Here is a 687-nt window from a genome sequence, read left to right as displayed (position 1 = left end):
CCCCATCAGAGCTGGCCGTACTGAGCCGCGTTTTGGCGCGCAGCAACCCCAAAAAACGAGACCGAAACCAAGAGAGAACGGAGTGCATCGCGCATCCTGGCTTACTACCAAGCTGGGATAACGGACGAGGACGAACTCGAACAGCTTTCTCGACAATCCCTCGCGTGGTTATCGACATTTCGGCAATTCAGCATGTGCACATACTAACTCCGGCGGACGGGCCACCGCGCGGCATGGCCCGACGCACAGAGCGTTCTGCCGGCGTCGAGCGTGATTCACAGCCGCCAGTTCTTAGGGCAGCTAGGAAGCAATGCATCAACGCCGCACCGGCTGCCCCGTCCTGGAACACTTTAATGCGCGCCGCCAGGAACGGGGTCGCTGTGCTGACGTTCTTCTGGGGACAAGGTGAGATTTCAGTGAACAGGCATATTTCGCGGACGGATGTCGAACAAATCGATCACACGGATGACAGCGGGTTTACGATAGAGCACGGCGTCCCGCCATCTTCAGCTATCGCGGCAGCGCTGGCCGGTGGGCTGGAGGCCAGCCGGCACAAGCACATTATCCATATAACTGCCTCGGAACGCAGCGCCGACGAGATCGTCGGGGCTTTGCGTCAGTTCCTGCCGCACGCGGAGATCATCTTGCTGCCGTCCTGGGATTGCCTGCCTTACGACAGGGTGTGGC

The 687-nt window shown here is 59.8% G+C and carries 1 protein-coding gene; it reads left to right on the top strand.

The features are described 5' to 3' along the window. Window positions 1-353: 353 nt before the first annotated feature. Window positions 354-687: hypothetical protein (locus tag EN914_RS37370; RefSeq protein ID WP_164779266.1), on the top strand; the 334-nt coding region annotated here is incomplete at its 3' end.

It is taken from the genome of Mesorhizobium sp. M7A.F.Ca.CA.001.08.2.1 (assembly GCF_003998455.1).
Lineage (GTDB): Bacteria > Pseudomonadota > Alphaproteobacteria > Rhizobiales > Rhizobiaceae > Mesorhizobium > Mesorhizobium ciceri.
Note: the sequence above shows the minus strand (reverse complement) of the source record. Positions and strands in the feature narration are given on the sequence as shown.